Raw genomic sequence first — 25,003 nt, 5'->3', positions numbered from 1 at the left:
CTTGATGGACCGCGCACGGGACGACCTGGCGGAGCTCGTCTCGTTCCAGTCGGTGGCCGACCCCAAGCAGTTCCCGCCGGAGGAATGCGAGAAGGCGGCGAACTGGGTGGCGGAGGCGTTCGCCGCCGAAGGCCTGCAGGACGTCGCCACGTCGGTCACCCCCGACGGGTCCAAGTGCGTCCACGGGTACGCGCCCGGGCCGGAGGGTTCGCCCACGGTGCTCCTGTACTGCCACTACGACGTGCAGCCGCCGCTGGGCGAGGACGCGTGGACCGTCCCGGTGTTCGAGCTGACCGAGCGCGACGGCCGCTGGTACGGGCGCGGCTCGGCGGACTGCAAGGGCAACATCGTCATGCACCTCACGGCGCTGCGGGCCTTGAAGCAGGCCAATGGCGGGTTCCCGTGCGGCATCAAGCTCATCTGCGAGGGCTCGGAGGAGCAGGGCACGGGCGGCCTGGAGGAGTTCGTGCCGGACAACGTCGAGCTGCTGCGCGCCGACACGATCCTCGTCGTCGACACCGGCAACTTCGCCGTCGGCGTGCCGACGCTGACCACGACCCTGCGCGGCATGACGAGCATCGACATCAAGCTCGAGGCGCTCGGCAGCCCGATGCACTCCGGCATGTTCGGCGGGCCCGCGCCCGACCCCGTCCTGGGGCTGATCCAGGTGCTGGCGACGCTGCATGACGAGCACGGCAACACGACGATCGACGGGCTCGCCAACGACGGGCGCTGGACGGGCGTGGAGTACACGGCCGAGCAGTTCCGCGCCGACGCCAACGTGCTCGACGGGGTCGAGCTGATGGGGGACGGCTCGGTGTCGGACATGCTCTGGTCGCGGCTGTCGGCGACCGTGCTCGGCATCGACGTCCCGCCGGTCATCGGCTCCTCCGCGGCGATCCAGTCCTCGGCCTCGGCGCGGGTGAGCCTGCGGATCCCGTCCGGCATCGGCGGCCTCCAGGCCCAGGACGCGCTCGTCGAGCACCTCCGCAGCCGGGTCCCGTGGGGGCTGCGCTGCACGATCGAGCGGGTCGCGGTCGGCGATCCGTTCATCGGCTCGCTCGACGGCCCGGGCTACACGTCGATGCGCGCGGCGATGCAGGAGGCGTACGGCCACGAGCAGACGACCGAGGGCCAGGGCGGCTCGATCCCGCTCTGCAACGTGCTCGCGGACGCCTACCCGGACGCCGAGATCATGCTGCTCGGCGTCGAGGAGCCGCGCTGCCTGATCCACGCTCCGAACGAGAGCGTCGACCCGTCCGAGATCGAGCTCCTCGCGTTGTCGGAGGCCCTGTTCCTCGAGAAGTACGGCGCGCGATGATCGAGTTCACCACCGCCGACTATGCGGAGCGGATGCGCCGCGCGGTCGCCGAGGCCGGGCGGGCGGGGCTGACCGGGGTGCTGATCACCCCCGGGCCGGACCTCGTCTACATGACGGCCTACCAGCCGACCGCGATCACCGAGCGCCTGACCGTGCTCGTCTGCCGGCAGGACGGCGACCCGCAGCTGCTCGTCCCGATCCTCGAACGCCCTGACGCCGAGGCCGCCGTGGGCGCGGCCGCGACGACGATCTCGGACTGGACCGACGGCACCGATCCCTACGACGCCGCCGCGCCGCTGCTCGACCCGAAGGGGAGCTACGCGATCTCGGACTCGGCGTGGGCGATGCACCTGCTCGGCCTGCAGGCACGGCTCCCGGAGTCCCGGTACGTCTCGATGACCGCCGAGCTCCCGATGCTGCGGGCGGTCAAGGGCGCGCACGAGATCGAGCGGCTCGCCGCCGCCGGGGCCGCCGCGGACGAGAGCTTCCACGACATCGTCAAGGTCCGGTTCGCCGGCCGGACCGAGAACGAGGTGGCGGCCGACCTCGCCGCGGCACTGCGCGCCCACGGGCACTCGCAGGTCGACTTCACCGTCGTCGGTTCGGGCCCGAACGGCGCCAACCCGCACCACGAGGCGGGCGAGCGGACGATCCAGGAGGGCGACATGGTCGTCCTGGACTTCGGCGGGCTCAAGGACGGCTACGGCTCCGACACCACCCGCACCGTCCACGTGGGCGAGCCCACGGAGGAGGAGCGCGAGGTGTTCGAGATCGTGCGACGCGCGCAGCAGGCGGGCTTCGAGGCGGTCCGGCCGGGCGTGCCGTGCGAGGACATCGACCGCGCCGCGCGCAAGGTGATCTCGGACGCCGGCTACGGCGATCGCTTCATCCACCGCGTCGGCCACGGGATCGGCATCACGACACACGAGCCCCCGTACATGGTCGAGGGCGAGGAGCGCCTGATCGAGCCCGGGATGTGCTTCTCGATCGAGCCCGGCATCTACCTCTCGGGCCGCTTCGGGGTGCGGATCGAGGACATCGTCGTCGCCACCGCGGACGGCGGACGGCGGCTCAACAACACCAGCCACGACATGCACATCGTCGCCTGAAGGAGACCGTGTTCGCGCTCGGCACGTCTCACGCCCGGGATGCTCGTCGCGGCGGCCGCCGTGCGGGTGTGAGTTCGAACACGTCAGCTTCACGCAGCAATCGTGGAATCGGGCCCCCGATCTGGACGTGACCCCCTGCTCGCTGGTACCGGATGGATCCATGAGCAACGCGACAGGGCCGGTGTTCCGGCTGATCTATCGAAGCCACAGCCGCATCGCCGAGGCCGATCGGACCGAACAGCTCGGCGCGATCTTCACCACGGCGCGCACGAACAATCGGCGGCTCGGCGTGACCGGGGCCCTCGTGATCACCGAAGACGCGTTCGCGCAAACGCTGGAGGGTGAGGAGGCGGCGGTCCGCGAACTGTACGAGTCGATCGCCCAGGACCCGCGTCATGAGGACGTCTCGGTTCTGGAGGAGGGCACCGTCGACGAGCGTACGTTCGGCCGCTGGGCCATGGCCCGCGTGTCCGAGGACGGCGGGCCCGACCTGCGTCTGGTGAGCAACGCCGCCAAGGGCCGCATCGTCGCGGTGTCGCCCGACGCGCACGTCACCAGCGAGCAGGAGGAGGTGCTTGCGTTCATGCGTGACTCGATCACGCACGAGACCCTCGGGCAGTAAGGACCGGAGGTCCGATCCGGCTTCGACCGGCGGTACAAGGGAGCGGCTCGGTTCCGGCGATAGCGTCGCGCCGCGAGGGTCTGGAGTCGGAACTGGAGGGTTCTTTGCACGCACGTACTCGGCGGCTGGCCGTCGCCGTGGCGGCGCTCGTCGCCGCCTCGTCGTCCCCTGCCTGGGGCTGGACGACGGTGACCAACACCAACGGCGACACCTGGAACGTCAACGACGCGCTCGTCCCGGGTGTCGACACGGGCTCGATCCACAACACGGGCACCAACTCGCTGCAGGGCTACGGCGGCATCCGCATGAAGGTGCCGGGCAGTCCGCGGCTGAACGGGATCCTGCTGCGCGGCTTCGGGCTGACGCCGGACAGCGCGACGGCGTTCTCGAGCAAGGCGGCGGTCGAGATCGGCGGCGTCGCCGTCAAGCGCTCGCTGCTGTTCAACACCAGCGAGTCGTGGGCTCGCTTCCTGGATTCGTTCACGAACACCACGTCCTCCCCCGTCACGATCGAGGTCGCCTTCGGCGGGCAGGTCGGCTACAACACCGGCACCAACCAGAGCGCGATCGCCGCGACCGCGTCCGGTGACGGCGCGTTGACGGCGGCGGACGGCTGGGCGTCGTTCTATTCGCCGAGTGCGGCCGCTGGGTCGGCGACGGTCAACGGCACGAGCGCGACCGTGGCGGGCGCGGTCGACCGCGTCGGCGACTTCCTGCGCGACCCGTTCACCGTGGCGCTGCCCGCGTCCGGAGACGAGGCCAACCATCCCGGGTTCGTGAACACGTTGACGATCCCGGCGGGCGAGACGCGGGCCTTGGTGCACTTCGTGGTCACCGGGCTGAGCGAGACGCGCGCGCCGGCGGGTGGAGGGGCGACGCCCGCGGCCGGCTCGCAGGTCGCCGCCGTGGGTGCGAAGGCGGCGGCGCTGGCCACCGCGCCGGTGCTGAGCGACCTCGCGGCGGGTGCGTCGTGTCGTGTCGTGAACTTCGCGGTGCCCGCGTGTGGCGGCGCTGCCGCGCCTTCGCTCGGTCCGGTCGTGCGCGATCGTTCGCTCGGCGCGACCACGAGCTCGCCGTATGACGTCGTGGGCAAGTCGGTCACGCAGCTGAAGGCCGACATGGCCTCGGGTGCGACGAGCGCGCAGCAGATCATGCGGGCATACCTGGACCGGATCGCCGCGTACGACGGCGGGCCGCTCGGCCTGCACTCGGTGATCACCGTGGCGCCGGACGCGATGGCGCAGGCCAAGGCCGCCGACGACGCCCGCGCCGCGGGCGACACGCGGCCGCTGCTCGGCATCCCGATCCTGGCCAAGGACATCTTCGACACCAAGGACATGCCGACCACGGGCGGCTCGCTGGTCTTCGCGGGCTACCAGCCCAAGAAGGACGCGTGGATCGTCGCCAAGCTGCGCGAGGCGGGCGCGATCATCATGGGCAAGGCCAACCTGGCCGAGTTCGCGACCGACGGGCACTTCTCACCGAGTGCCTCCGGGCAGGTCTGGAACGCGTTCGACCCGTCGAAGTCGTCGATCGGCTCGTCCGGCGGCTCCGCGGTCGCCGTGGCGTCGAGCTTCGCCGCTGCCGCTCTCGGCACGCAGACCGGCGACTCGCTGTGGGGACCGTCGAGCGCCGCGTCGCTGGTCTCGCTGCGCGGCACCGACGGCATGCAGTCGACCGACGGCGTGATGCCGCTGACCTACGTGCAGGACTACGCGGGGATCATCTCGCGCACGCTGCCGGACCTCGCGCTGCTGCTCAACGCGACCGCGATCGACGCGCCGGCCGACCCGCTCGACGACGTCGCCAACGGGCACCGGCCCACGGACTGGACGCCCGCGCTGAAGACCGACGCGCTGGCGGGGAAGGTCATCGGCGTGCCCGCGTCGGCGTTCAACGACCCGTTCGGGACGACCGGGACGAGCGATGCCATGCGCGCGCAGTTCGCCCACTTCGTCGAGGCGGGCGCGACCGTCAAGCCGATCACCGACCCGCCCAGCGGGCCGGCGTCGACCCCGGGCGACAAGGGCTTCGAGGGCTGGCGGCAGTGGGTCCTCGCCCACCCCGACAACCCGTACACCGACGTGCCGTCGATCATCCGCAGCCCGTTGCGGCTGCCGCAGTTCCGCAACACGTCGCCGTACACGGGCACCGGCGCGATGACGCCCGAGCAGGTCGCGGGCTTCCAGGCCGCGCGGGCGACGTACCGCGGTCAGCTCGCGGCGTGGATGGACGCGCAGGGCGTCGACGCGGTCGTGTTCCCCGGGCAGTTGAGCGACATCCACCTCAACGACTCGATCCAGCCGAGCTTCGGCCGCCGCGACCCGCAGGCCTCGGCCGCGGGCGTGCCGACGGTGATCTTCCCGGCGGGCGTCAACGACCACGGGCAGCCGATCAACCTGCAGCTGCAGGGCAAGGAGTTCGACGACCTCAAGCTGCTCGGGATGGCGTACGCGTTCGAGGCCAAGGCGTCCGGGCACGTGCAGCCGGCGGTCGCGCCGAAGCTGCCGTTCGCGACCTCGACCCCGGGGACGGTCGGCGGCTCGGTCCCGGCGACGCTGTCATTGACGCTGGGCGCTCCGGCCTCGTTCGGCGCGTTCACGCCGGGCGTTACGAAGGACTACACGGCGACGACGCCGGCGAACGTGGTGTCGACGGCGGGTGACGCGGCGCTCTCGGTGAGCGACCCGGGCCACCTGGTCAACGGCTCGTTCTCGCTGCCGTCGCCGCTCTCGGTGTCGTTCAGCACGTCGAGCTGGACCGCGCCGGTGTCCAACGACCCGGTGACGATCGCGTTCAAGCAGCACATCGATGCCGGCGACGCGCTGCGCACCGGCACCTACTCCAAGACGCTGACGTTCACGCTGTCGACGACGACGCCGTGACCGGTGGGGCGCCGTCCTGTTGCGGGACGGCGCCCGGCCCGCGCGGGGCCTCGTTCCAGCGGCCGTACGTGGGCGGCGGCGAGATCGGCGTGCGCCGCTTGAGCACGCAGGCCTTGGCGGGTGGCGCGTCGACGACCGGCGCGGGAGGCGCGAGCCGCCGCCGGGCGTTGAGGCGGCGCACCGCCATCGGCGCGAGCGCGCCGGCGAGCACCGCGACCAGGGCCATGAGCACGAGCCACGGGACTCCGCCGCCGTCCACCGCGGTCGGCGTCTGCGCCCGCGGCGCACCGGTGCGGGCGAGCCCCGCGACGGCGGTCTCGAGCTCGTGGTCGGCGGCGGTCAGCGCGGTCGGCGACGTGGACGGCGTCCGGGCGAGCTCGCGGTAGGCGGTCGCGGAGTCTTTGAGCGCCCGGGAGAGCGCGGGCGGCGCGAGCGTGCCGAGGTCGTCGAGCGCCGCGCGGTGCGCCGCGGCGAGCCGCGCTGCCGAGGCGGGCGTCCACGCCGCGCGTTCCTTCGTGCGGATCGCGTCCAGCCGCGCGAGCGCGGACGGCGCGCGCAGCCGCAGCGCGAGGTCCGGGGCGGGCTCGAGGACCGAGGCGCCCGGAACCGACACCGCGCGGACCGCGTCGGCGCAGCGGCACTCGACGACCAGCGCGCCGCTCGTGGTCGGAAGGACCCGCGCGGCGCCGTAGCGCCACGCGTCGTAGCCCCCGAGGCGCGCGCGTCCCGGCGCGCCGGTCCCGGGAACCCGCGGCACCGGTGACGCCGCGGCGGTACCGGTCGCCGTCGTGCCGAGCGCCGGCAACTCCATCGCGGGAATCAGCGTCACGAGCAGCCGCTCGTGGCCCTTGGCCAGCTTGTCCGGGCCGACCCGCTGCCATCCGCTCGCGACGGTCACGTCCGCGCCGCCGACGCGGAAGGTCGATCCGGCGTCGTGGTCGGCGACGGCGACGCGGCCCGCGACCGCACCGAGCCCGATCACGAGCAGCGCCGCGCCGATGAGCTTCACCGGGTCCCTCATCGGTCGGACTCGAAGTAGCCGGAGTCGTCGAAGCTCGGCGCGGGCTTCTTGCGCTGGCGCGTGGTCACCGGCGTCGAGCGCGTCGGCGGCGCCGCCGTCGCAACCGGCGGCGGGGCAGCGGTCGCCGTCGCCATCGCCGTGGACCGAGGCGGGGCGAGACGCGCCTCGGCGCGCTGGCGTGCGGCGGCATCGGCGCGACGCCGCGCCGCGACTCGCTCGCGCGCACCGGCGCGGCGCTCCGCGGCGGCGTGCGCCCGGCGCGCGTCCCGTTCCCGGGCGGCGGCTTCCCGGCTCGCCTGCGCCGCGCCATCGGCGCCCGCCACGGCCGGCAGGGGCGGGACCCGGTGCAGCGGGGTGACCGCTTCCGGCGTGGACCGCGCGATCTGATCCGACGGCGAGCCGGCGTCGCGTGAGCGCGAGGTCAGCGCGAACGCCGCCACGAACGTCGCGACCAGCGCCGCACCGACCGCCAGGAACCTCACGTGCACGGGATCGGTTTGGTCGCGCCGGGCGCCAAGCAGCGGTCAACGCGCTTGGGTGCGGTGGCGCGCCGGAACACGAACTGGGTGAACTTGCCGGTGTAGCCCGGCTTGGTCACCCGGATCGTGAGCCGTGTGCCCGCGCGCCAGCGTCGCTCGAACTTCCCGAGCCGGAGATGGCCCGTCGGCGAGCGGAAGTGACGGGTCGGGCAGTCCTTGCCTTTGCAGTCGACGTCGATCCGGACGTCGCGGGGTGCCCGCACGCTCAACAGCGTCACGCGTGTGCCCGTGGCGGTCACGTGACCCTTGATGCGAACGGTCGGGAACGGGTCGAACGCGAGCGGCACGAGTGTCGCGGGAGCGACCACGACCGGGGGCGCCGCGGTGGGCACGGGGGTCGGGGCGGGCTCCGGGACGGTCGTCGCCGTCGGCTCGGGTGTGGGGGTCTCCGTCGGCGTGGGCGTGGGCGTCGGGGTCGGGGTCGGGAGCGCGTCGAGGATGACCGTCGTGATCTTGGATTGCGCGGTGACCGAGCCCTGGGGGTTGGTGACCTTCACCCGCACGCGCAGGTATGCCCCGAGGTCCGTCGCCGCCACGACGTAGCTGGTCGTCGTCGCGCCATTGATCGCGGAGCACGACCCCGTCGGCTTCGTGCAGCGCAGCCACGCCCAGGCGGCGGTGGGCGCCGGGTCGCCGGTCCACTCCGCGCTCGCGGTCACCGTCTGGCCGACGTTGAGCGACCCCGAGATCGCCGGCGGCTTGGTGATGACCGGCTGGGCCTCCGCGCGCGCCGAAGCGGGCATCACCAGCAGCAGCCCCACCCCGATCACGACGGCGCCGACTCGCGTCGAACAAACGTCCATGACGGCCCGCATCTTTCCACTGTCGGAGGACCGGCGACTGACCGAACGTCGAGGTTGCGGGTGAGGAGGTTGGTCCTTTGGGGTGATTGCAGCGGTTTTGCGAAAGGAGGACGCTCGCGACGATGCAGCACCTGTTCGAAGCGACGTTGACCGAGTCAACACCGGAGAGACGCTTCCGCCGCACCGTCACGCTCGAGGACGCCATCGGCGTCGGGAGCGGACCCCAAACCGAGCGCACGGCGATGCTCGTGCGCGCGTTCGAGACCCAGAACGACGTGCTCGAGCGCTACTACGGCAGCTGGATCGCCGTCGCCGTCGCGCTCGTCACCGACCGTGGACGCGAGCGGCTGGAGATCTCGGCCGCGCCCGACGTCCGCCTCGAGCAGGACGTCGAGGAGCTGCTGTTCCGCGCGATCTCGCTCTACCGCCAGGTCGACCTGACCTTCGACGCCGGCCGTGACCGCGCGCTCTGCCTGCGCATGCTCTACGGCGTCATCTCGGGCCTGTTCAAGGAGCTCGACCGCAACGCCGCCAACCACGTCGAAGGCGAGGTCACGCGGATCGAGTACCTCACCGCCGCGCTCGACCGCGCCGAGGGCTACTTCCGCCGCGCCGCCCAGCGCCGCGCGCAGATGCGGTACCTCGGCGGCGTCATCGGCGGACTCACGGTGATCGCCGGCGTCGGCGCCCTGCTCTCGCTCGGGCTCGCCGCGCTCCCCGACCTCCGCGACGAGGCCGGCATGTACCTGACGAGCCTGATCGCCGGTGGCATGGGCGCCCTCCTGAGCGTGCTCTATGGCATGACCTCGGGCAACCTGCGCCTGCACACCCTCTTCGCCAACGCCGAGTCCGGCCGCGGCCCGCTCGTCGCCGCCGGCGCGCTGCGGCCACTGCTCGGCGCGCTCTCCGGAACCGTCGTCTACGTGCTGCTGCAGAGCGGCTTCATCCCGCTCCAGGTCCCGGACGGCGCCGCCGGCACCCACTTCTTCATCGCGATCGCGATCCTCGCGGGCTTCAGCGAGCGCTGGGCACGCGGTGTGCTCGCCGGCACCGAGGAGCGCGTCGCCGGCTCTCCTGAGTTGAAAATGAAGGGATCGACCGGCGGTCGGTAACCGGTTGGCCCATGCGTCCATTCCGGGCGGTGAACAGCGCGACATAGGGTCCGGAACCGCCGGTCCTCCCTGTTCACCTCGCCATAGGAGACGCACTTGCGTCGCTTCGTCGCCGCCTGCCTGGCCACCGCCGGGCTGCTGGCATGTACCTCGGCCGCCAAGGCCGACCCAGTCCTCGACCTCGAGAACCTGTCCGGCGCCCAGGCCGAGCAGCTGCTGCAGAGCGGCCAGGTCACCTCGGTGCAGCTCGTCCGCGCCTATCTCGCCCGCATCGCGGCGATCAACAAGGCCGGCCCGGGCCTGAACGCCGTCACGCAGATCAACCCCGAGGCGCTCCAGCAGGCCGCCGACTCGGACTACGCGCGGGCACACGGCAAGAACCTCGGCCCGGCGATGGGCTTGCCGATCCTGCTCAAGGACATCATCGATGCCACCCCGATGTACACGTCCGCGGGCGACTGGGCGCTCCGCAACTCGTTCCCACCCAACGACAGCGGCGTGGCCAAGGAGCTCAAGGCGCACGGGGTGATCGTCCTCGGCAAGCTCGGGCTCTCCGAGTGGGCCAACAGCTTCGGCAGCCAACCGTCGGGCTTCAGCAACCTGACGGGCCAGGTGCTCAACGCCAACGACGCCGCCCAGGGGCCGAGCGGGTCCTCGTCCGGCTCCGGCGCCGCGGGTGACGCGGGCCTGGCCGCCCTGACGATCGGCACGGAGACCAGCGGCTCGATCATCAGCCCGTCGACGTCGCAGTCACTCGTGGGGCTGCGCCCCACGGTCGGGCTGGTGCCCGGCTATGGCATCGCACCGATCGACGTGTCCCAGGACACGGCCGGACCGATGGTCCGCACGGTCGCCGACGCCGCGATCACGCTGCAGTCGATCGCCGAGGTCCCCGGCTCGAACCCGACCGCCAATCAGGAGTACCTGGACCTGATGGGGCCGAACTACTTCGGGCCGGACATCCCGAGGCCCGCCGCGGGCTGGACGCTGCCGGACTACTCGAGCGCCCTGGACCTGAACTACGTCAAGGGCAAGCGCATCGGCTACAACAACACCGAGTGCACGCCGCAGCCGACGTGCACGCCGACCGCGCAGCAGCAGGCCAACGCCGCCGCGGTCAAGGCGCTCCAGGACGCGGGCGCGATCCTGGTGCCCGACCCGACGACCACCGTCGCCACGCTCGCGCCGCTGCCGTCCGGCTGGGAGCAGCACGCGACGATCGACGAGTACTACAAGGGCCTCGGCCCCAACGCGCCCGTCAAGAACCTCGTCGACGAGGTCGCGGTGGACAACACCAACCCGCAGGAGGGCGCGAAGGACGGCAACTCCGCCCACGCCAGCGAGTCGCTGGCCGACGACACGACGATCACCAACCCGATGGCGCCGACGTCGCTCGGCCTGACCAACCAGACGCAGTTCCAGACCAACCTCGTCCTGCGCAAGGCCGCCTATCACTCGGCCGTCGACGCGATGATGAATTGCCCGGGCGCGGGCGTGACGACCAACTCGACGACCCCCGCGGGCGTCGCCAACGGCACCACGACCTGCCCGGACGGAACCGTCAACCCGGTGATCGCGATCATCGGCTCCGCTCCGAGCACTCCGCAGGCCGGCTACCCGGAGCTGGTCGTCCCGATGGGCTACACGACCACGCAGCGGCGCAACCTCGGCGTCGACGTCTTCGCCGGCCCGTACGGCGAGCGCGACCTGATCGGCGTCGGCTACGTGATCGAGCAGGCGACGAAGCTGCGTAAGCCGGTCGGCGAGGTCAACCCTGCGTCGTATCGCTGCGCGCGCACGCTTCCCGCCGAGCCCTACGCCGACCGCGGGCACTGCAACCCCGACTATCAGTCGGTGATGTCACTGCTCGGCGGGACGAAGACCATCCTCGGCTTCCCGCTGGAGACGACCTCGGCCCAGGCGCTGCAGGCCAAGCTGACCGCGGGGACGCTCACCTCGCAGCAGCTCGTGAAGGCCGAGCTCACGCGGATCGCGCTGGCGAACGCCAACGGCCCGGCGATCCAGGCCGTGCGTGCGATCAACCCGAGCATGCTGAGCGAGGCGGCCGCGAGCGACGCGCGCCGCGCGAGCGGGAGCGTCCGCGGCCCGCTGGAGGGCATCCCGGTGCTGGTCGACGACTCGATCGACGTCACCGGTCTCGCGACGAGCGCGGGCTCGATCGCGCTGCAGGACGCCAAGCCCGCCGCCGACGCGGCGCTCGTCGCCAAGCTCAAGGCCGCGGGCGCGGTGATCCTCGGCGACACCAACGTGACCGAGCTCGGCGGCGTGTTCGACACGAACATGCCGCAGGGGTACTCCTCGCTGGGCGGTCAGGTGCTCCTGCCGTCGGACACGAACAAGAACGTCGGCGGCTCGTCCGGCGGCTCCGCCGCGGCGGTCTCGGCGGGCTTCGCGCCGCTGGCCGTCGGCCTGGAGACGGGGACCGACGCCGCGCAGCTGATCGCCCCGGCCGGCAACGCGGGCGCGGTCGCGCTCAAGCCGACGGTCGGTCTGGTCAGCCACGACGGCGTCCTCCCGGTCGCCACGTCCCAGGACGCGCCCGGGCCGATCGGGCAGACCGTGTTCGACACGGCCGCCGCGCTCAGCGCTCTGACGGGCCACGATTACACGACCGGCCTGTCGGCCGGCGCGCTGGCCGGCAAGAAGATCGCCGTCATCGCCAACACCACCGCGCCGTACCCGGCGGCGGTGACGGCGCTGACCACGGCCGGCGCCACCACGACGACCGTGACGCCGGGCGCGGCGACCACCGCGCCGAGCATCGTCGGGTACGAGCTGCACCGCGACTTCAAGGGGCTGCAGTCGGTCATCGACTACGACACGGCACATCCGGTCGAGGGGTTGAAGTTCGGCCAGAGCGGCCTCACCGCGGCGGCCGGCGACGATGCCACCTACGCGAGCAACCTGGCCAAGGGCAAGGCCGACTCCAAGGCCGTGCTCGACGCGATCCTCGCGACGAGCTCGGCGATCCTCGTGCCGAGCGGCAACGCGCTGGTCGGCGTGGCCGATCGCGCCGGCTACCCGGTCCTGACCGTGCCCGCGGGCTACGGCGTGCGCGACAGCTCCACCGGCGGGGACCCGATCGGCGTCGTGCTGATCGGCGCAGCGGGCTCGGAGGCGGACCTGCTCGCCGACGCCTTCGCGTTCGAGCAGGCCACGAAGATCCGTGACGCCGGTCCGCCCTACATGGTCGGACCCGGCCAGTTCGGCCCGGTGAGCGGTGCGCCGAGCATGACCAACCAGAGCATGTGGCGGTGCGTCGAGGGCAGCGCCTTCTACCACCCGTACGCCTGCAACGCGGGTGACGTGGGGACGCCGTACGCCGCCGGCCCGAACGCGACGGCGGTCGAGGGCGACGTGGGCGGCACCGTCCCGGCCACGCTGTCGCTGACGCTCGGTGCGCCGGCCTCCTTCGGCGCCTTCACCCCGGGCGTGGCGAAGGACTACACGGCCTCGACGACCGCCACCGTCATCTCGTCGGCAGGTGACGCGGCGCTCACGGTCAGCGATCCCGGCCACCTGGCCAACGGGACGTTCACGCTCCCGTCGCCGCTCGTGGTCTCCTTCAGCAAGTCGACCTGGTCGGCGCCCGTGTCCAACGACGCCGTGACGATCGGCTTCAAGCAGCACATCGACGCGGGTGACGCGCTGCGGACCGGCAGCTACAGCCGGACGCTGACGTTCACGCTCTCCACCACCACACCCTGAGCCCCCACGGGGCGGTGACGCGGCCTTACCGCGGCGTTACCGCCCCGTAGCCGGGCCCGGCGATGCTTCCCAGCGTCAGGAACGACACGGTCGACGAAGGGAATCAACGATGGGCTTCAAGTTTGGAACGGTGGATGGGTTCAAGTACGGCTACAAGTGGGGGTACAAGTGGTGATGACGAGCAGCTGGAAGTCGAGCCCGAGCACTTGGCGCCTGGGCTTCAAGGTCTGACCGACGAACCCGCCGAGCCCCAGCCGCCGGCAGCGCCCAAGGCGCCCGCGAACAGCGGGCGCCTTCCGTGGTTCTGAACCCGGCGGCGGCCGGCCCCGGGAACGTCGCTTCAGCGCTGGCGCGGAGGACGCTTCGGTGCCGGTCCACGGGGGACCTCGGTCACCGTCGGGAATGTGAACTGGCGGGTCATCGTGAGATGACTTTCCCGCACCCGGACCGCTTCTGACATCCACCTCGGGGTGGAACTTCTCCACCCCGAGTCCGTCATGTGTAGAAACGGTGATCCGGGACGCGGGATGCTGCGGATAGGGCGTTCATGCTCAAGACCAACATCCGCCGCGCCGCCCTCGTCCTCCTGCTCGCCGCCGGCTCCGTCGGCGCCACCGCCGGCGCCGCGAGCGCCAGCGGGCCGACCGTCAAGGTCCAGCTGACGCCCAAGCAGACGAAGTCCGCCTGCGGGAACTTCGTCGGCACGATCATCTTCGGCGACGGCAGCGGTTCGATCGACTGCTCGACCGGCGTCGCGACGATCCCGAACGACCCGCTCGAGAACTGACCCGAGCGCGTTCGGGACGGGGGTGGTCAGGAAAAGCGTCCTCTGAGGACGCAAATCCTGACCACCCCCGACTCACGTCAGGTGGTAGCGGCCGTTGCGGTCGACCTTTGAGCAAGAGAAGCCGTACCGGCGGTAGTCGCGCTGGTAGCGCCGGGCGCAGTACTGGCCACGGGCGATGCACTTCGACTGACCGCCGATCCTGGCTTGCTTGCACGCGGCGTGAGCGATCGGATTGACGGACGCGCCGGCCACGGCAGCGCCGCCGCCGCACGCGACCACGAACGCCATCGTCACACCAACAGGCGACTCCGCATGGTGTTCCTCCTTCGCTGGACGAACACGAACCTAACTTTGTTCCGCGTGCGCGAACCTATGCGGAAGTCTTGACTCCGTTGAGGACGTAGGCCTGGATGGGCTGGGACTTGCCCTTGACCTGCATCAGCTCGAGCGCGGTCACGTCCGGTCCGTCCAGCGCCGCGTAGGTGGCGCTGCCGATCACGACGCCGCCCGGAGGCGCCTTGCCCTCGAGGCGCGCGCCGAGGTTGACGGTGTCGCCGAAGACGCCGTGGATGCGGTGGCCGCGGTCGCCGACCACGCCGGCCAGCACCGGGCCGGTGTTGACCGCGGCGCGGAAGCGCGGCCACTCGGGGTGGTCGGCGCGGAGCGCCTCCGCGCGACGCTGCAGCTCCAGCGCCGCGCGGGCGGCGCGGAGGGCGTGGTCGGGCTGGTCGCCGCGCTTGTTGAAGATCGCGAAGATCTGGTCGCCGACGAAGTCCTGGACCTCGCCGTTGAACTCACGGTCGATCATCGGGGCGAGCTCACCGAAGTAGGTGACGAGCATCGCGTGCACCTGCTCGGGCCCGCGCGCCTCGCTGAACGGGGTGAAGCCGCTCAGGTCGGCGAACAGGACGCTCACCTCGCGGCGGCCGGCGAGCGTCTCGTCGAGGTACAGGCCGCTGAAGCGCTCCTCGTACCACTCGGAGTTCGCGGCGGCGGCGATCGTGAAGAAGCTGATCGTCATCAGCACGTGCCATTCCCACCAGCTCAGCCGCCAGCTCGTGGGAAGCGACAGCACCGAGACGATCAGCGCCTCGGCGAGCAGGCCGAACGCGAACGCGACGGCGAACGCCAGCCCGGTGCGGCGGCGCGCCCACACGCGGAAGTAGGACCAGCTGGCGAAGCCGTACAACACGACGCCGACCGCGGCCAGCGCGCTCAGCGGCGCCTCGACCTGGTCGGGCGTGACCGGGTCGTGCAGCGGTGGGAGCCCGGCGACCGAGACGATCCCCCACAGGGCGAGCAGCGCGAGCACGCCGCCGAGCAGCCAGCGGCCGAGCTCGACGATCCGCAGCGACGCGGCCAGGCCGTACTCGACCGCCGACGCGGCCGCGAACGCGCCCGCCAGCACGAGCCCGACCGGCGTCGCGAGGACGAACGCCGCGCTGCCGCCGTCGACGACGACGTTCGGGGTCGCCAGCGCGTGCAGTCCGAGGAAGCCGGCGCTGACGAGGAACGCGAGCCCGATCAGCAGCAGCCGCGCGTCACGCCGCCTCCGCCCCGCCTCGCTGATCGCGATCGCCAGCCCCGCGTTGACGACCCCGGCGGCGAGCACGATCCAGAAGTGGACGGGATCGACCTCCCAGCGGGCGTCGAGCGTCGGCGCCGAGCGCAGCAGGATGACGAGCGCGAGCGGCAGCCCGAGCCCGATCGCCCATGGCGCCAGCCGCATCGTCACGGGCCGGTGATGCGGCGCGACCCGCCGCCGGGCGTGCGCACGTACACCTGCCACGCGTAGTAGGTGCGGAAGGCACGCTCGTCCGCGCGCATACGCGCCGCGAAGCGCTTGACCGCGCGGACGTAGTCGCTGGAGTGGTTGTAGGCGAACAACGCACGGTCGAGACTCTCCGATGCGCCGGAGCGGTGCAAGTAGTTGGCGGCGGCGAGGATCGCGTCGTGCGGGTCGTCGATGTCGCCGCCCATCCCGTACTCGCGCCAGGTCGCGGGGAGGAACTGCATCGGGCCGCGCGCACCCGCCTCGCTGGCGCTGCGCACGCGCCCGAACGCTGACTCGACGAAATTGACCGCGGCGAGCACCGACCAGTCGACGCCGAAGCGGCGCTGTCCCTCCTCGTAGGCGGCGCGGAGCGTGCTCGCGGGCGCGGCTTGCGCGACCCGGACCCTTGGCGGCTTGCCGCGCGGGATCGCATCGAGCGCGCGGCGGGCGAGGACCGTGTCGCGCGCCTCGCCGAGCACGTCGCGCGGGAGCGCTTTCAGCGTCGCGTCGCCGAGTGTGCGCCTCTCGGCCATCAGTCGCAGGACGCGCTGGTGGTGGAGCGCGAGCAGCGTGACATCGGGCGGGACCGCGCCGCTGCCGTCCCATGCCGCGGCCCGCAACGCACGCGTCGTGGCGGTGAACGCGTCAGCGAGGTCGCCGGGCGCGCGTGGCAGGCGCGCGTCGGGCGCGGGCGGCTCGGCGGCGCCCCGCGGCGCCGCGCCGAGGCCCGGCAGCGTCGCGGCGGAGCGCGCCGCCGCGGCGCCCCGCGGCGCCGCGCCGAGACCCGGCAGCGCCGCGGCGGCGCGCGCCGCCACGGCGCCCCGCGGCGCCTCTCCGGGGCCCGCCGGCGCGATCAGCGCCAGCAGCAGGGCGAGCAGGCCGATCACCTACACGAGTCTCTCGATCGCGCACCCGGGCCAGCCGGCCTCGAGCTCGGCGATGAGGTCGGCCAGCGCGGGCTCGGGTGAGGCGGGCGCGAGCGCGTCGAGGATGAACAGCGCGCGCGACGTCTCGTCCGTGAGCGCGGTCCGGCGGCCCTGACGCCAGTTCCAGCGCCGGCACGTGACGGCTTCGTCGTCGCGCCAGACGACCTCGCCGGGCTTCGGGGGCCCGTCCGGGCCGTCGAAGAGCTCGCTGCCGTCGGCGAGCACGAGGCGAGGCGTCCCCGCGATGCGGTCGGCGTCCTCGCCGCCGACCGGCACGAGATGCGTGACGCTGATCGCGTTGTAGATGTCGACGAGCCGGTTCACGCGCGGGAGCTCGCCGCCCTTGAGCACCCGCGAGGCCAGCGCCTCGGCCGAGCACGGGAAGCGCGACGGCTTCGCCCCGAAGGCGCTGAACGCGGCTCGCCACGCGGCGATGTGGGGATCGTCGGCAGCTTTGGCGAGTGCTCGGGCGCGCAGCGAGGCCTCGGCGGCGCGCAGCAGCTCGTCGCCATGGCCGTCCGGCGGCCCGTTCTGCACATTTGAAGCCACGACGACCGCGGCCGTGTAGTCGGGGAAGCGCTGTTGAACGGACGGATCGATCACGGCCAGGGTTCTATCGGGCGGCGATGTCAGCGTGCGGACACGGTCGATTTCGGTGCGTCGGGCTCTCATGCGGCGTCGTGAAGGACGTCTGAACCCCGATTGTTCACCGCGCGACCATCACTGAGCGCCGCACCCAGGCTCAAGGAGGACCCCCATGCAGTTGCCCGAGGTTCCGCTCCCCACCAAGGACTTCGCCGAACGCCACGCGCGCGAGCGGCTCCGTTCGATGGTCGTCGAGCACTACGTCGCGCCGCCGATGGTCGAGGAAGGACCCGCGCTCGCCGGCCCGATCCGCGCCGCCGCACCCGCGGTGCCCGTCCCCACGCCGGGCGCGCGCGTGTTCGTCTACAAGCAGGACCCGTCCGTGGCGGAGATCGCGGTGCGCAAGGCGTTCCTGCCCAAGCGGGTGTTCGCGGGTCCGCGCGACGCCCGGATCGCGATCGCCGGCCTGCCGGTCGTGACCCCGAACGTGTTCGGCGACCTGCTCGTCGACCCGACGACCTCGGCCGAGGCGTTCGACGCCGTGCACACGTTCGCGATCGTGCGCATGACGCTGACGATGTACGAGCGCGGGATGGGCGGCACGACGCTGCCGTGGCAGTGGAACAGCGGCGGCAACGCGGACCCGCTCACCGTCTTCCCACGGGCGGGTGTGACGCAGAACGCGTTCTACTCGCGCTCCGACAAGGCGCTGAAGTTCTTCTTCTTCAACGCGGGCACGCCTCCGGCGCAGGTGTTCACGTGCCGGTCGCTGGACATCGTCGCCCACGAGACCGGCCACGCGATCCTCGACGCGCTCAAGCCCGGCTGGCTGCTCGCCAACAATCCGCCGCAGACCGGCGGCCTGCACGAGTCCTTCGGCGACCTGACCGCGATCTTCCTCGCGCTCAACCAGCTCGACCAGTGCGAGGCGCTGATCGCCCAGACCAAGGCCGACCTGCACGCGAAGAACTTCCTCTCCGATCTCGCGGAGCAGTTCGGCCTCGCGCTCGGCCGGCCGAACGGGCTGCGCAACGCCGACAACAACCTCAAGCTCTCCGAGGTGGGGACGGAGGTCCATGCGATCTCGCAGGTGTTCACCGGCGGGATGTTCGACGTGCTCGCCGACCTGTTCGCGATGGAGCGCAAGCCGGACGTCCGCGACGACGCGGTGGTGCTGCACGACGTCGCCGCCTACCTCGCCTCGGTGTTGATCCGCGGGCTGCGCGCCGCGCCCAACACCGCCGCGACGTACGCGCACGTGGTCAACAAGATGCTCGGGATCGTCGTCGCCGACGGCAAGCCCGCGGGCTACCGGCAGGCGCTCGTCAACGCGTTCTCGTTCCGTGAGGTGGTCGCGCCGACCGCGCTTTCGATGAACGGCGGCGACGAGTCCGCCGAGCTGGAGGCCGCCTTCGCGGACGAGCCGGGCGCCACGCAGGACCGCTCGACCTGCTGCGGGACGATGCAGCTGCCCGAGTTCGTCGGCGACAATGACGAGTTGATGGCCGAGATCGACGCGCTCGCCAAGGGGCCGTTTGCCTAGGCTCACCCTCAGGCAGAGCGGCGGCTTCGCCGGCATCGAGCACGAGCCGGTCCGCTTGGAGGTGGACCGGCTCGACCCGACCGTGCGCGAGCTCCTCGCCACCCCGCCGCCCGAGGTGGCGGGCGCCGACCTGCCTCGCTACGAGCTGACGGTCGAGGACGGCGACGAGCGCCACACCGTCGCCTGGCATGACGACGGCTCGGAGGCGGTCGCGCCGTTGCGGGCGCTGGCGGACGAGGTCACGCGGCAAGCCGGCAGTTGAGGCACTCGACGAGGTGCGCCTCGGCGTGGGCGGGTGACACGCGCCCACGGCGGACCGGGCGGCAGCGCGGGGTCGGCTCCTCGGCCGCGACGACGTGGCGCAGCGCGGACCACGCCACGGTGTGCCGGCTCTCGTACTGCGAGAGGGTGAGGCCCAAGGTGCCGGCGATCTCACCGCGGGTCGCGCCACCCAGGTGGCGGCGGGCGAGCAGCGCGCGCTGCTCGGCGGGCAGGCGCCGCAGCGCGCGGTGGACGGTGGCGTGGGCGAGCTCGCGGTCGTGCGGGTCCTCAGGCGCCGGCGCAGGCCGGTCGAACGCCGCCTCGAGCGGGACCTGGCGGCGCCCGGGACCCTTGCGCGGGCGCCCGTCGCGGGCGCGGCGGAAGTCCTCCGCGCGGTTGATGACGACCCGCGCGAACCACGCTCGGCCGGCGTTCTCGGGAATGCGGTCGGCGACCGCGATCAGCGCTTCGGACACGACATCCTCGGCGTCCTGGATCGACAAGGTGCTGAACCGCGACGCCACGAGCTGCTCGTAGCGACGGCGGTCCTGGGCGAGCTGGACGAGATGCTGGGGAGGCATGCCCCCACGATCCGCGATCGCCCCCTCCCCGACCTCGGTGAGCCCCCTGATCCCGCACCCTGAACCTTGAAGACGGCCTGCTCCCTTTTAGGTGGCGAGGACGTCGGCGACGGCGCTGATCGGTGGGGCGAAGAAGTAGCCGCCGCCGGATGGGGTGACCCAGGGGCGGTCAGAGCCGATGAGGGGGTCGCGGCCGCCGAAGCGGGGGTGCAGGGCGGAGTTGGTCCAGCGGCGGGTGATGAACTCGAACTGGTCCTCGATCGTGGCGCCGTAGCCGAGGAACATCAGGCCGCGCTCGGCGGCGGGGTCGCCGCCGCCGATCAGGGGCGGGCCGAACGGGATGCCGCGGCGCAGGATCAGGCGGAGCAGGGTGTCGGCGGGGGTGCCCATGTCGGTGCCGGCGTCGCGTGGGTTGACCTTGCGGATGTGGGCGAAGTGCGGGCACGTTGCGCCGAGGACGTCGCCGCGCGCCGCCGGATAGGAGTCGCCGGCGTAGCCCGGGACCGGGCGCAGGACCGACGGGCGGGTGTCGTCCTCGAACAGGAAGTGGTTGTTGGCGAGCTCGTCGCCGGCCAACGCGGCGTCGTCGGCGCCGCGCGCGAGCGGCGCCCCGCTCGGCCAGCGCCCGACCAGCGTCGCCGCATACGCGATCGGGTCGCCGCCGCCCGCCTGATCGACCACGAAGCTCCAGAACGCCTCGACGTCCTGCCGCAGGCGCCGCACAACCAGGTAGGACCCGCGGCGCGCCCACGCTGGGAAGTTCGTAGCGCCCGCCGCCGGCGCGTAGACGTCCTGGGTGTCCTGGCGCGGCTCGCCGAGGAGGAACTGCCCCGGCCAGAGCAGCGGCTGGCCGGGCTTGGCGAACAGCCGGGCATGCGGGTCGCCCGCGGCGAGGAAGCGCGGGGTGATGAACTCGTCCTGGGCGCGACCTCGTATTCCCGGCTGCGAGATCCCGTCCTTGAAGCCGAAGTGCTCGTGGCCGCGCAGCCCGCCCGGCAGCGTGTCCCCGCGCTGCTCGAACACCACGCGAACGCCCTCCGGCCGCAGCGACGCCACCGCGTCGTCGAGATCGGCGACCTCGTCCGCACCCACGATCACGAGCACGTCCGCGACCGGCCACCCGCGCGCCACGCCGGGCGGATCGCCGAGATACGCCGACCGCGCCGCGAGCCCGTCCTTGAAGCTGCGCTCGCCGAACTTCGCCGCCTCCGCCCGCCCCGCCAGCGCCGCGATCCCCTCATACGAGAACGCGACGTTCACCCACACCGAGTTCAGCGGCGGTTCGCGCCTCCCCGTCTGCTGGCGCGCGCTCCGATGTGCCCGCTTGAACTCCAGCGCCTCGCCCATGGTCGTCAGCTTCGGCGCCAGCTGCGCCAACCAGCGCCGTGCCCGCGCGGCGTCGCGCAGCTTCAGGAACAGGAAGTGCTGGTGGTCCTTGTTGAAGCCCGGAATGACGTTGCCCTGGACGTCGCCCAGGAACGCCGCGTCGTACACCGGCTCGCCCGGCTCGCCCACGGCACCGACCGCGTTCGGCGCGATCCCGGCCGGCAGCACCGGCGACATCGCCGCCAGACGGGAGAGGACCGCCTCGACCTCCGGCCTCAAGCCCGCCGCCCCGCCACGCCGCCCGCCATCACGGTGATCTGCTCGGCGAGCTGCCCGCCGTAGCGGATCGGCCGCCCGCCGATCCGCACGTCGGACACCACGAAGCCCTCCGACGCCGGCACCGCGTACTCGAGCCGCAACGCGGCGCCGGGACGCCCCCGCACCACCCGCCAGTAGTCGCCCACTGGCCGTCCGTCGGGCCGCGTGAACCCGGTGTCGTCCCACTCGATCATGTAGAGCCCGAGCGGCTCGCGCACCGTCAAGGACAAGCCCTGCCGCTGGAGCACGCCGATGTCGAGCGAGAAACGCGCGTCGGCGGCCGTATAGAGCGGCGTCCCGTTGGCGAACCTCAGCGGCAGCGCGTCGTAGTTGTCGGTGACGCGCCCGCGGATCGGCGAGTCCTGCTCGGCGTTGATCAGCGGCGCGATCCCGTTGATCTTCATCACGTAGTGGACGATGCCGCGGCCGTGGTTCCAGACGTTGTCGCGCACGTAGCGCCCGCCGCTGAAGAGGTCCGCCATCTGCACCTGCGGCGAGACGAGCTCGCGGTAGCGCGCGAGCAGGACGGCCGGCTCGTTCTCGGCCAGCGCCTCCCAGTACTCGGGCGTCTCGGTGGTGAACGTGACCTTCGTGATCCGCCCGCGCGCGTCGCGCGTGACGTGCCACTCGAGGTACTCGTGCTGGGCGAGCCGGTCCTCGCCCGCCTTGAATGCGGCCTCGCGGTCGTCGCGGTGGTTGACGACCAGGTGCGGCCGCGGGAAGCCGGTCCACGCGTAGGTCGGCTCCCCCACCGGCTTCAGAGCGACCACGCTGGGATCGACGAACTCGCCGCCGTTGGCGGGCGTGCGGTCCTTGAGCAGCCGCGCGACCCGCCGGTGCCAGTTGTCGTAGAACGCGGAGCCGGGCGGCGCGTCGCGCAGTGAGCCCGGCGTGTCGAAGCGCGCCACCAGCGGCATGAGGCGCGCGACGGTATCACCGCGCCCGGCGGCTCCCTCCAGCGCAATATGAACGAACTGTTCGAGCCGGACGACGCGCCACGGCGCCCACGGCCGCACGCCACGGCCGACATCGAGTACGACGACGAGCTCGACGTCGACCCGGCGTTTCGCTACGTGATCAGGCCGGCTTCTGCAGCCAGCGCTGATTCGCCAGACCCGTGAACGGCGCGAGCCGCACGCCGGGCGCGATCGGCGAGGTGCCGACCTCCAGCGCGAGCCCGAGGCCGCGGTTGAAGACGAACCCGTCGCTGTCGGTGCGCCACTGCTGGTTGCGCGAACCCGTGCACGGATCGACGGTCACGAGCGACGGCGAGCGGCCGGTCAGGCAGCGCCCGAGCGACGCGAAGCTGACGAAGCCCGGGGCGACGCCGGTCTTCGCCCACACCTGGCCCTGCCCGCCGGCGAAGCGCATCTCGACCGCGCCGGAAGGGAGGGCGGTGAGCAGCTTGCCGGACGCGACGGGGTTGGCGATCCGGACGTTCGTGGTGGCGGCGTTCGCGGTGCTGGCGAAGACGAGCAGCGCGGTCGCCAGGGCGGTGATGAGGAGGGCTTTCATGCCCGAAAAGGACGCCCGCGCGGGTCGCGGCCGCGGGAGGAACCCCCTGCCACACCCCTGTTAGCGTCCTGGAGCGTGATCGATCCCGTCGTGTCAGAGATCCCCGAAGGCGCCGTCGTGGCCGACGTGCGCTCCTACCTGGACGGCCGTGTCGGGCGCGACGCCTACGACGCCGGCCACATCCCCGGCGCGGTGTTCGTCGACCTCGGAGAGGCGCTCGCCGCCCACCTCGACCCGGCCCTCGGCGGCCGCCACCCCCTTCCCACGCCCGAGCACTTCGCGGCGGCGATGGCCGAGGTCGGCATCGGCGACGAGGACACCGTCATCGCCTATGACGACGCCGGCGGCGTGATGGCCGCGCGGCTCGTCTGGATGCTCCGCGCCACCGGTCGTCAGGGCGCACTGCTCGACGGCGGGATCCAGGCCTGGGACGGCCCGTTGGAGACCGACACGCCGCAGCGCACGCGCGCGCGGTTCAGCGCGAGGCCGTGGCCCGAGGCCGCGCTGGCCTCGATCGACGAGGCCGCGGACACCGGCACCCACGTCGTCATCGACGCCCGCCAGCGCGACCGCTTCCACGGCGCCGCCGACGACCTCGACCCGCGCTTCGGCCACATCCCCGGCGCCCAGAGCCTCCCGTGCCGCGAGAACCTCGACGAAGCCGGGCGGTTCCTGCCGAAAGCGACGCTGCGCGAGAAGTTCGCCGAGGTCGGCATCACGGGCAGCGAGCCCGTCATCTCCTACTGCGGCTCCGGCGTCACCGCCTGCCACAACCTCATCGCGCTCGAGCACGCGGGCCTCGGCGGCGGCCGCCTGTTCCCCGGCTCGTGGTCGCTCTGGAGCCGCGACCCCGCCCGCCCGCTCGAAACCTAAAGGGGCCTGACCCCTTTAAGAATCGCGTCATCGCGTTCCGGGCGCTCGTCGACGAACTCGATCAGCGCCCGCACCGACTCGGGCAGCGTCGTCTCCGTGTGGGTCGCGGTGACGCCGTCGACCTCGACCTTGTAGAGCAGCTCGTCGGGGCGGCGGCCCCCGGCGTCGTCGGCGGGGGCGACCTCCGACGCCAGCTTGCGCAACCGCTCGCCCGCCTCGGGCGGCAGCGCGTCGGCCGCGAGCTGCGTGCGCGTCGCGACCCCCGCCACCCCGCCGCCGCGGACGATCGACACCCTCACGACGACAGGACCCCCACCTCGGTCCACGCCTCGGTCACCGCCTGCTCGACCTCGCCGCCGAAGAGCTCGCGTGCCACCTCGACCGTCGCCTGCGCGGCCTCGTCGAACACCGACTTCGGCTGCAGCTTGTCGGTCAGCGTGACGTACCAGACCCGCCCCGCCTTCTCCCACGCGTAGCCGCCGAGCTTGGTGGCCGCGAGGTAGAACGCGCGGTTCGGGATGCCGGAGTTGATGTGGACGCCGCCGTTGTCGTTGTTGGGGTCGTTGTCGTCGGGGAGATCGATGTACTGATCCATGTGGTCGGGCTGCTGATCGCCCTCCCACGCCGTGCCCGGCGACTTCATCGACCGCAGCGCCCGCCCCCACTTGGTCACCAGCGAGCCGGCGCCGATCAGCCACTTCGCCTCGTCGGAGTCGGCCACCTGGTGCGCCGCGTACTGCTTGACGAGCACGCCGAAGACGTCGGAGAAGCTCTCGTTGAGCGCGCCCGACTGCTTGCTGTACTCGAGGCCGGCCGTGTACTGCGTGACCCCGTGGGTGAGCTCGTGGCCGATCACGTCGAGCGCGTGCGTGAAGGCGCCGGGGTTGAACAACTGGCCGCCGCCGTCGCCGTAGACCATCTGCGCGCCGTCCCAGAACGCGTTCTCGTAGCGGGACCCGTAGTGGACCGAGGAGACGAGCTCGAGGCCGCGGCCGTCGATGCTGTTGCGCTCGTAGACGTCGCGGTAGAAGTCGTACGTCGTCCCCGCGCCGTCGTAGGCCTCGTTGACCGCGACGTCGTCCGACGGCGGATCGCCCTCCGCGCGGACCAGCTTGCCGGGCAGCTGGAGCCGCCCGCCGTGCTGTGCGTCGTAGACCGTTCGCTGGCTCGTGGTCGCGGTCGGCAGGAGATCGAAGCGCGCGACGTCCACGTCGAGCGTGCGCATGAAGGAGCCGACGAGCTGGCGCTTGGTGCGCAGCGCGGCCGAGGCGGCGATCGTCCGAAGCGCGGCGTCACGCTCCGCGGGCTCGCCTTGCTCGATGACGTACGCGAGGAGATCCGGCGGCGCGATGAAGCAGGACATGAGGCGACGC

23 protein-coding genes are annotated in these 25,003 nt (G+C 72.3%); 10 read left to right on the top strand and 13 right to left on the bottom strand.

Features of this window, described 5'->3' with window-relative positions; translation table 11 throughout:
- Nucleotides 1-4: 4 nt before the first annotated feature.
- From G569_RS0132640 to G569_RS53520, 4 genes are all read left to right on the top strand, one after another.
- Nucleotides 5-1,321 (top strand): dipeptidase, encoded by a 1,317-nt coding sequence (locus G569_RS0132640; RefSeq protein ID WP_053227319.1) that lies wholly within the window; start codon nt 5-7, stop codon nt 1,319-1,321.
- Nucleotides 1,318-2,430 carry an aminopeptidase P family protein gene (locus tag G569_RS0132635; RefSeq protein ID WP_037500466.1) on the top strand — a complete coding sequence of 371 codons (1,113 nt, stop codon included), beginning with the start codon at nt 1,318-1,320 and terminating at the stop codon, nt 2,428-2,430. Before G569_RS0132640 ends, G569_RS0132635 begins: the two co-directional genes overlap by 4 nt.
- A gap of 181 nt (nt 2,431-2,611) precedes the next feature.
- Nucleotides 2,612-3,052 (top strand): BLUF domain-containing protein, encoded by a 441-nt coding sequence (locus G569_RS53525; RefSeq protein WP_169542293.1) that lies wholly within the window; start codon nt 2,612-2,614, stop codon nt 3,050-3,052.
- 104 nt (nt 3,053-3,156) lie between these two features.
- Nucleotides 3,157-5,937, top strand: a complete 2,781-nt coding sequence (locus tag G569_RS53520; RefSeq protein ID WP_157592469.1) for an amidase family protein — start codon at nt 3,157-3,159, stop codon at nt 5,935-5,937.
- Here the strand turns inward: G569_RS53520 and G569_RS0132620 are convergent.
- Genes G569_RS0132620 through G569_RS64880 form a run of 3 tightly spaced genes read right to left on the bottom strand, consistent with a single transcriptional unit; the run spans nt 5,912 to nt 8,300 of the window.
- The gene (locus G569_RS0132620; protein WP_157592468.1) at nt 5,912-6,958 is read right to left on the bottom strand and encodes a hypothetical protein; all 1,047 of its coding nucleotides are present in this window, start codon (nt 6,956-6,958) and stop codon (nt 5,912-5,914) included. The two genes, G569_RS53520 and G569_RS0132620, sit on opposite strands and share 26 nt — an antisense overlap.
- Nucleotides 6,955-7,440: a hypothetical protein gene (locus G569_RS0132615; protein ID WP_157592467.1), complete on the bottom strand. Its 486-nt coding sequence runs from the start codon at nt 7,438-7,440 to the stop codon at nt 6,955-6,957. The genes G569_RS0132620 and G569_RS0132615 overlap by 4 nt, the downstream gene beginning before the upstream one ends.
- Nucleotides 7,437-8,300, bottom strand: coding sequence for an immunoglobulin domain-containing protein (locus tag G569_RS64880; RefSeq protein ID WP_028066521.1), 864 nt, complete (start codon nt 8,298-8,300; stop codon nt 7,437-7,439). Before G569_RS64880 ends, G569_RS0132615 begins: the two co-directional genes overlap by 4 nt.
- Nucleotides 8,301-8,422: 122 nt before the next feature.
- Between G569_RS64880 and G569_RS0132605 the strand changes: the two genes are divergently transcribed.
- The 3 genes from G569_RS0132605 (at nt 8,423) to G569_RS0132595 (ending at nt 13,928) form a co-directional block, all read left to right on the top strand.
- Nucleotides 8,423-9,412 carry a hypothetical protein gene (locus G569_RS0132605; RefSeq protein WP_028066520.1) on the top strand — a complete coding sequence of 330 codons (990 nt, stop codon included), beginning with the start codon at nt 8,423-8,425 and terminating at the stop codon, nt 9,410-9,412.
- 96 nt (nt 9,413-9,508) lie between these two features.
- Nucleotides 9,509-13,141: an amidase family protein gene (locus G569_RS0132600; protein WP_028066519.1), complete on the top strand. Its 3,633-nt coding sequence runs from the start codon at nt 9,509-9,511 to the stop codon at nt 13,139-13,141.
- A 547-nt stretch (nt 13,142-13,688) separates the two neighbouring features.
- Nucleotides 13,689-13,928, top strand: coding sequence for a hypothetical protein (locus G569_RS0132595; RefSeq protein WP_028066518.1), 240 nt, complete (start codon nt 13,689-13,691; stop codon nt 13,926-13,928).
- Between the two features lie 72 nt (nt 13,929-14,000).
- On the opposite strand, the gene G569_RS0132590 is transcribed toward G569_RS0132595, so the two are convergent.
- From G569_RS0132590 to G569_RS53510, 4 genes are all read right to left on the bottom strand, one after another.
- Nucleotides 14,001-14,216, bottom strand: coding sequence for a hypothetical protein (locus G569_RS0132590; RefSeq protein ID WP_157592466.1), 216 nt, complete (start codon nt 14,214-14,216; stop codon nt 14,001-14,003).
- An 82-nt stretch (nt 14,217-14,298) separates the two neighbouring features.
- The gene (locus tag G569_RS0132585; protein WP_028066516.1) at nt 14,299-15,657 is read right to left on the bottom strand and encodes an adenylate/guanylate cyclase domain-containing protein; all 1,359 of its coding nucleotides are present in this window, start codon (nt 15,655-15,657) and stop codon (nt 14,299-14,301) included.
- A gap of 2 nt (nt 15,658-15,659) precedes the next feature.
- Nucleotides 15,660-16,589 (bottom strand): lytic transglycosylase domain-containing protein, encoded by a 930-nt coding sequence (locus G569_RS59475; RefSeq protein WP_053227316.1) that lies wholly within the window; start codon nt 16,587-16,589, stop codon nt 15,660-15,662.
- Nucleotides 16,590-17,231, bottom strand: coding sequence for a B3/B4 domain-containing protein (locus G569_RS53510; RefSeq protein ID WP_211233147.1), 642 nt, complete (start codon nt 17,229-17,231; stop codon nt 16,590-16,592).
- 154 nt (nt 17,232-17,385) lie between these two features.
- On the opposite strand from G569_RS53510, the gene G569_RS53505 reads away from it, so the two are divergent.
- Together G569_RS53505 and G569_RS0132565 are read left to right on the top strand one after the other, a co-directional pair.
- On the top strand, nt 17,386-18,756 hold the full coding sequence (locus G569_RS53505; RefSeq protein WP_053227315.1) for a gluzincin family metallopeptidase: 1,371 nt from the start codon (nt 17,386-17,388) through the stop codon (nt 18,754-18,756).
- On the top strand, nt 18,749-19,018 hold the full coding sequence (locus G569_RS0132565; RefSeq protein WP_028066515.1) for a protealysin inhibitor emfourin: 270 nt from the start codon (nt 18,749-18,751) through the stop codon (nt 19,016-19,018). The genes G569_RS53505 and G569_RS0132565 overlap by 8 nt, the downstream gene beginning before the upstream one ends.
- Here G569_RS0132565 and G569_RS0132560 read toward each other — a convergent pair.
- The 4 genes from G569_RS0132560 to G569_RS0132545 all read right to left on the bottom strand — a co-directional run bounded on the left by G569_RS0132560 (nt 18,996) and on the right by G569_RS0132545 (nt 22,757).
- Nucleotides 18,996-19,598 carry an RNA polymerase sigma factor gene (locus G569_RS0132560; protein ID WP_028066514.1) on the bottom strand — a complete coding sequence of 201 codons (603 nt, stop codon included), beginning with the start codon at nt 19,596-19,598 and terminating at the stop codon, nt 18,996-18,998. The genes G569_RS0132565 and G569_RS0132560 overlap by 23 nt on opposite strands.
- Before the next feature lie 87 nt (nt 19,599-19,685).
- On the bottom strand, nt 19,686-21,203 hold the full coding sequence (locus G569_RS0132555) for a Dyp-type peroxidase (RefSeq protein WP_157592465.1): 1,518 nt from the start codon (nt 21,201-21,203) through the stop codon (nt 19,686-19,688).
- Nucleotides 21,200-22,159, bottom strand: a complete 960-nt coding sequence (locus G569_RS53500; protein ID WP_053227314.1) for a DUF8225 domain-containing protein — start codon at nt 22,157-22,159, stop codon at nt 21,200-21,202. Before G569_RS53500 ends, G569_RS0132555 begins: the two co-directional genes overlap by 4 nt.
- Before the next feature lie 160 nt (nt 22,160-22,319).
- The gene (locus G569_RS0132545; RefSeq protein WP_028066512.1) at nt 22,320-22,757 is read right to left on the bottom strand and encodes an RICIN domain-containing protein; all 438 of its coding nucleotides are present in this window, start codon (nt 22,755-22,757) and stop codon (nt 22,320-22,322) included.
- A 75-nt stretch (nt 22,758-22,832) separates the two neighbouring features.
- Between G569_RS0132545 and G569_RS0132540 the strand changes: the two genes are divergently transcribed.
- The gene (locus G569_RS0132540; protein WP_028066511.1) at nt 22,833-23,630 is read left to right on the top strand and encodes a sulfurtransferase; all 798 of its coding nucleotides are present in this window, start codon (nt 22,833-22,835) and stop codon (nt 23,628-23,630) included.
- Here the strand turns inward: G569_RS0132540 and G569_RS53495 are convergent.
- Nucleotides 23,627-23,923 (bottom strand): protealysin inhibitor emfourin, encoded by a 297-nt coding sequence (locus G569_RS53495; RefSeq protein ID WP_037500457.1) that lies wholly within the window; start codon nt 23,921-23,923, stop codon nt 23,627-23,629. The genes G569_RS0132540 and G569_RS53495 overlap by 4 nt on opposite strands.
- Before the next feature lie 2 nt (nt 23,924-23,925).
- Nucleotides 23,926-24,993, bottom strand: a complete 1,068-nt coding sequence (locus G569_RS53490) for a M4 family metallopeptidase (protein WP_053227312.1) — start codon at nt 24,991-24,993, stop codon at nt 23,926-23,928.
- Nucleotides 24,994-25,003 lie beyond the last annotated feature (10 nt).

This window comes from Solirubrobacter soli DSM 22325, from assembly GCF_000423665.1.
Lineage (GTDB): Bacteria > Actinomycetota > Thermoleophilia > Solirubrobacterales > Solirubrobacteraceae > Solirubrobacter > Solirubrobacter soli.
Note: the sequence above shows the minus strand (reverse complement) of the source record. Positions and strands in the feature narration are given on the sequence as shown.

Excerpts from the sequence above, each read along its gene's own strand:
- G569_RS0132640 (WP_053227319.1), top strand. The coding sequence starts at position 5 with ATGGACCGCGCACGGGACGACCTGGCGGAGCTCGTCTCGTTCCAGTCG.
- G569_RS0132590 (WP_157592466.1), bottom strand. The coding sequence starts at position 14,216 with ATGGCGTTCGTGGTCGCGTGCGGCGGCGGCGCTGCCGTGGCCGGCGCG.
- G569_RS53490 (WP_053227312.1), bottom strand. The coding sequence starts at position 24,993 with ATGTCCTGCTTCATCGCGCCGCCGGATCTCCTCGCGTACGTCATCGAG.
- G569_RS0132585 (WP_028066516.1), bottom strand. The coding sequence starts at position 15,657 with ATGCGGCTGGCGCCATGGGCGATCGGGCTCGGGCTGCCGCTCGCGCTC.
- G569_RS53505 (WP_053227315.1), top strand. The coding sequence starts at position 17,386 with ATGCAGTTGCCCGAGGTTCCGCTCCCCACCAAGGACTTCGCCGAACGC.
- G569_RS0132545 (WP_028066512.1), bottom strand. The coding sequence starts at position 22,757 with ATGAAAGCCCTCCTCATCACCGCCCTGGCGACCGCGCTGCTCGTCTTC.
- G569_RS0132605 (WP_028066520.1), top strand. The coding sequence starts at position 8,423 with ATGCAGCACCTGTTCGAAGCGACGTTGACCGAGTCAACACCGGAGAGA.
- G569_RS0132635 (WP_037500466.1), top strand. The coding sequence starts at position 1,318 with ATGATCGAGTTCACCACCGCCGACTATGCGGAGCGGATGCGCCGCGCG.
- G569_RS0132620 (WP_157592468.1), bottom strand. The coding sequence starts at position 6,958 with ATGAGGGACCCGGTGAAGCTCATCGGCGCGGCGCTGCTCGTGATCGGG.
- G569_RS0132560 (WP_028066514.1), bottom strand. The coding sequence starts at position 19,598 with ATGCCTCCCCAGCATCTCGTCCAGCTCGCCCAGGACCGCCGTCGCTAC.
- G569_RS0132595 (WP_028066518.1), top strand. The coding sequence starts at position 13,689 with ATGCTCAAGACCAACATCCGCCGCGCCGCCCTCGTCCTCCTGCTCGCC.
- G569_RS53500 (WP_053227314.1), bottom strand. The coding sequence starts at position 22,159 with ATGCCGCTGGTGGCGCGCTTCGACACGCCGGGCTCACTGCGCGACGCG.
- G569_RS64880 (WP_028066521.1), bottom strand. The coding sequence starts at position 8,300 with ATGGACGTTTGTTCGACGCGAGTCGGCGCCGTCGTGATCGGGGTGGGG.